The organism is Streptomyces sp. NPDC048106 (assembly GCF_040706415.1).
Lineage (GTDB): Bacteria > Actinomycetota > Actinomycetes > Streptomycetales > Streptomycetaceae > Streptomyces.
This window is the reverse complement of sequence record NZ_JBEZND010000097.1, coordinates 1-5,452: the sequence shown is the minus strand read 5'-3', so window position 1 is coordinate 5,452 and position 5,452 is coordinate 1. Positions and strand designations below refer to the sequence as shown.

Below are 5,452 nucleotides of genomic sequence, written 5' to 3'. Positions count from 1 at the left end.
GGCGGGCATTCGCTGTTGGCGGTGTCGTTGGTGGAGCGGTTGCGTGAGCGTGGGTTGTCGGTGCCGGTGCGGTCGTTGTTCGTGACGCCGTCGGTCGCCGGTCTCGCGGCCGGCCTGGGTTCGGCGGACGGTGGCGTCTCCGGTGGGTCGGTCGTCGTCCCCGAGAACGGGATCGTTGAGGGCGCGGAGGCGATCACCCCGGAGATGGTGCCGTTGGCGGGCGTGTCCCAGGAGGAGATCGACCGGATTGTGGCCCGGGTGCCCGGTGGTGTGGGGAATGTCGCGGACGTGTATCCCCTGGCACCGTTGCAGGAGGGCATCCTCTTCCACCACCTGATGAGCGCCGCCTCGGGCGAGGACGCCTACGTCCTGCCGATGGCCCTGGGCTTCGACTCCCGGGCGCGGTTGGACGAGTTCGTCGGTGTCCTGCAGAAGGTCGTGGACCGCCACGACATCCTGCGTACGGCTGTGATGTGGGAGGGGCTGCGCGAGCCGGTCCAGGTCGTCTGCCGGCACGCCGAAATCCCTGTGCGCGACGCCTCGTTGGAGGGTTTCGCGGACGGTGACGTGCAGGGTGTGGTGGATGGGCTGCTGGCGAGGTGTGGTTCGCTGATGGACGTCACCGTGGCTCCGCTCGTCCATGTGACCGTGGCGGATGTGCCCGGTACGAGCCGGTGCGTGGCTCTGGTGCAGGTGCATCACCTGATCCAGGACCACACCGCGGTGGACGTCCTCTTCGCGGAAGTCCAGGCGTTCCTGGACGGGCGTGAGGGGGAGTTGGCGGCGCCGCTGCCGTTCCGGAACTTCGTCGCGCAGGCGAGGTTGGGCATCCCGGTGGCCGAGCACGAGGAGTTCTTCGGCCGGCTGCTGGGTGACGTGGACGAGCCGACGGCACCGTTCGCGGTGATGGATGTGCGAGGGGACGGCACGGGGGTGGCCGAATCCTCCGTGGTTCTCGATGCGGTGACGGCTGTCGCTGTGCGTGAGACGGCGCGTCGTCTGGGTGTGAGTGCGGCGACGGTGCTGCACGTGATGTTCGCCCGGGTGGTCGCGGCCGTGGCGGGGCGTGAGGACGTGGTGTTCGGCACGGTGTTGTTCGGGCGGATGCAGGCGGGTGCGGGCGCGGACCGCATTCCGGGTCTGTTCATCAACACCCTGCCCGTCCGCCTCGACACCAGCCGTGGCGGCGCACTGGACGCGGTTCACTCGATGCAGGGCGACCTGGCCGAGTTGCTGGTGCACGAGCACGCTCCGCTCGCCCTCGCCCAGCGGATGAGCGGCGTTGCGGCCGAAGCGCCGTTGTTCACCGCGTTGTTCAACTACCGGCACAGTGTGGGTGCGGCGGATGCCGGTATGGAGGTGGAGGGGATCGAGGTTCTCTTCGCGCAGGAGCGGACCAACTACCCGCTGACGGTGTCGGTGGACGACACCGGCGACGGGTTCGTCTTCACCGTCCAGTGTGTCGCCCCGATCGACCCCGACCTCGTGCTGTCGCTGATGGACACCGCCACCAGCCACCTGACCCAGGCTCTGGACGAAGCCCCCGACACGCCCCTGCACACCCTCCCCGTCCTCGATCAGACCCGCCTGGACCAGATCGTCGGCGACTGGAACGACACGGGCAGGTACGTCCCCGGCGGGTCGTTGCCAGAACTGTTCGAGGAGCAGGTCGCGCAGGCGCCGGACGCCACAGCGCTGATATTCGGTGGCGCCGAGCTGTCGTATCGCGAGGTGAACGAGCGGACGAACCGGCTCGCGCGGCTGCTGGTCGCGCAGGGCGCGGGTCCGGAACGGTTCGTCGCCGTCGCCCTGCCCCGCTCCGCCGACCTGGTCATCGCACTACTGGCGGTGCTGAAGACGGGGGCGGCGTACGTCCCCATCGACCCCGACTACCCGGCGGACCGCATCGCCGCCATCCTGGACGACGCCCGCCCCATGGCCGTCATCACGGTTGGGAGCGGTGGGGTCGAGGTGCCAGCCGGCACCAACCGGTTCCTCCTCGATGATCCCGCCACGCAGCAGGCTCTCGCCGCGGAGGCGGGGGAGGATCTGCGCGACGACGAGCGTCTGGGTGCACTGGGCGCGGGCATCCCGGCGTACGCGATCTTCACGTCCGGGTCGACGGGTCGGCCGAAGGGTGTGGTGGTCGAGCACCGGGCGCTGGTGAACTTCCTGGCGTCGATGCAGGAGCGGTTCGCTCTGAAGACAGGCGATCGGCTGCTGGCGGTGACCACGATCGCCTTCGACATCGCCGGTCTGGAGCTGTATCTGCCTCTCCTGAACGGGGCGGCGGTCGTCCTGGCCGCGCCGGAGCAGGTACGTGATCCGCTCGCCCTGCGGTCCCTGGTCACCTCGGCCGGGGTGACGGTCATGCAGGCGACGCCGAGCCTGTGGCACGCGGTCGTCGCCGATGCCCGCGATGAACTGGCCGGAGTGCGGGCGCTGGTGGGTGGTGAGGCGCTGCCGGGTGAGCTGGCGCGCACGCTGGTCTCCCGGACGGCGTCCGTCACCAACCTCTACGGGCCGACCGAGACCACGATCTGGTCCACGGTCGACGACGTCCACGCGGAGGCCGGCGGGGTCTCCTCGATCGGCCGACCGATCGCCAACACCCAGGTCTACATCCTGGACGCGGGCCTGTCGGCGGTGCCGGTCGGTGTCCCCGGCGAGCTGTACATCGCCGGCACCGGGCTGGCGCGTGGGTATCTCAACCGCCCGGATCTCACCGCGGAACGCTTCGTCGCCGATCCCTTCGGGAGCCCGGGCGCGCGGATGTACCGCACGGGTGACCTGGTGCGCTGGAGCACGACCGGGAAGCTGGAGTACCTGGGCCGCATCGACGACCAGGTGAAGGTGCGCGGCTTCCGCATCGAGCTGGGGGAGATCGAGTCCGTCCTGGCCGCCCACCCCGACATCGCTCGGACAGCGGTGGTGGTGCGGGAGGACCGGCCCGGTGACAAGCGGCTCGTCGGGTACGTCGTCCCGGCGGGTGGAGCGGTGCTCGACCCGCAGGATCTGCGGGCTCATGCGGCGAAGGCGCTCCCCGACTACATGGTTCCGGCCGCGGTCATGGTGCTGGACGAGCTGCCGCTGACGCCGAACGGGAAGCTGAACCGACGGGCCCTGCCCGCACCGGAGTTCACCGCCGGTACGAAGGGACGTGCCCCGCGTACGGCCCAGGAGAAGCAGCTGTGCGAGCTGTTCGCCGAAGCACTGGGCGTCGAACAGGTCACCATCGACGACAACTTCTTCGAACTCGGCGGTCACTCCCTCCTGGCCACCCGCCTCATCAGCCGCATCCGCACAGTCATGGGCCTGGAGCTCGACATCAGGCCGCTATTCGAAAACCCCACGGTCGCCGGAGTTGTTGACCAGCTCGGCAACGTGAAGAAAGCACGTCCGGCATTGCGCCGCATGGACAGGTCGAAGTACGAGGAGCGCTCATGATTCCGGTGTCCTTTGCTCAGCGGCGTTTGTGGTTCCTGGGCCGGTTGGAAGGGCCGAGCGCGACGTACAACATCCCGCTGGTGGTACGACTGCGGGGCGATCTGCGCGTCGACGCGCTGAACGCGGCGCTGGTGGATGTCGTGGACCGGCATGAGAGCCTGCGGACGGTGTTCCCGGAGGCGGACGGCCAGCCGTACCAGCGGATCTTGTCGGTGGAGGACGCGGCGCCGGCGCTGGTGCTGCGGGAGAGCGACAGCGAGCGGATCTCGGCCGATGTCGAGTCGGTGTCGGCTTACGCGTTCGACCTTGAGTCCGAGATTCCGGTGCGGGCGTGGTTGTTCGATGTGGCGCCGGGTGAGTTCGTGCTGGTCGCCGTGGTGCATCACATCGCGGGTGATGGGTGGTCGCTCGGTCCGCTGGCGCGTGACCTGGCGGTGGCCTATGGAGCGCGGTGTGAGGGGGCGGCTCCGGAGTGGGAGCCGTTGCCGGTGCAGTATGCGGATTACACGCTCTGGCAGCGGGAGCTGCTCGGTGACGAGGATGATCCGGAAAGCACAGGCGCGTCGCAGGTGGAGTTCTGGCGGGGCGAACTCGCGGGGATTCCCGAGGAGTTGGCGCTGCCGTTCGACCGGCCGCGTCCGATGGTGGGTTCGCATGCGGGTGACGTCGTGGAGCTGGCGTTCGGTGAGCGGGTTCATCGTGGTGTGGTGGGTCTTGCGCGGGAGCGTGGGGCGAGTGTGTTCATGGTGATGCAGGCCGCGGTGGCTGCCCTGCTGTCCCGGTTGGGCGCGGGTACGGACATTCCGATCGGTTCACCGGTGGCGGGTCGCTTGGACGAGGCCTTGGACGATCTCGTCGGGTTCTTCGTGAACACGTTGGTGTTGCGGACGGATGTGTCGGGTGATCCGTCGTTTGCGGAGTTGGTGGAGCGGGTTCGGGAGACGGATCTGCGGGCGTTCGGTGCGCAGGACGTGCCGTTCGAGCGTCTGGTGGAGGTGCTGAACCCGGCTCGCTCGATGGGACGTCATCCGTTGTTCCAGGTGGCGTTGGCATTCCAGAACGCTCCTGCGTCGGATCTGGTGATGCCGGGCCTGGACGTCGTGATCGAGCCGGCCGGGACCGGGGCGGCGAAGTTCGACCTGTCGTTCAACCTGGCGGAGTCCTTTACCGAGACCGGTGAGCCGGCCGGGATCTCGGGTGGGATTGAGTTCGCGACGGATGTGTTCGACCGGTCGACGGTTGAGCGGATGGCGGGCTGGCTGACGCGTCTGCTGGAGGAGGTTCTGGCGGACCCGCAGCAGCCTGTCAGCCGGGCACGCATTCTTGACGACGCCGAGCTGCGTCAGCTCCTGGGTGGCGAGGGCGGTGCCGGCCGGGAGGTCCCGGGTGGGGTGCTGCCGGTGTTGTTCGAGGAGCAGGTCGCGAAGGCGCCGGACGCGGTGGCGGTCGTGTTCGAGGATGTGAGGTTGACCTATGGCGAGGTGAACGAGCGGGCGAACCGGCTGGCGCGGTTGCTGGTTGAGCAGGGGGCGGGTCCGGAGCGGTTCGTCGCGGTGGCCCTGCCCCGCTCCGCCGACCTGGTCATGGCACTACTGGCGGTGTTGAAGACGGGGGCGGCGTATGTGCCGATCGACCCGGACTATCCGGCCGATCGCATCGCCTACATCCTGGACGACGCCCGCCCCATGTCCGTCATCACCGTCGGGGACAGCGGTGTCGAGCTGTCGGCCGAAACCCGCCGGATTCTCCTGGACGACCCCGCCACACGGCAGGCCCTCGAAACGCAGGCGTCTGGCGACCTCACCGATTCCGAGCGGCTTGCACCTCTGCACTCGCGCATACCGGCCTATGTGATTTATACGTCGGGTTCGACGGGTCGGCCGAAGGGTGTGGTGGTTGAGCATCGGTCCGTGGTGCGGTTGTTCGGTGCGGTGGATTCGTGGTTTGGGTTTGGGTCGGATGATGTGTGGACGTTGTTCCACTCGTATGCGTTTGATTTCTCGGT

2 protein-coding genes are annotated in these 5,452 nt (G+C 68.5%); both read left to right on the top strand.

The genetic code is table 11. The features are described 5' to 3' along the window. Positions 1-3,447: amino acid adenylation domain-containing protein (locus tag AB0927_RS40795; RefSeq protein ID WP_366672934.1), on the top strand; the 3,447-nt coding region annotated here is incomplete at its 5' end. Beyond that, on the top strand, positions 3,444-5,452 hold a 2,009-nt coding region (locus AB0927_RS40790), incomplete at its 3' end, for a condensation domain-containing protein (protein ID WP_366672933.1). The genes AB0927_RS40795 and AB0927_RS40790, both read left to right, overlap by 4 nt.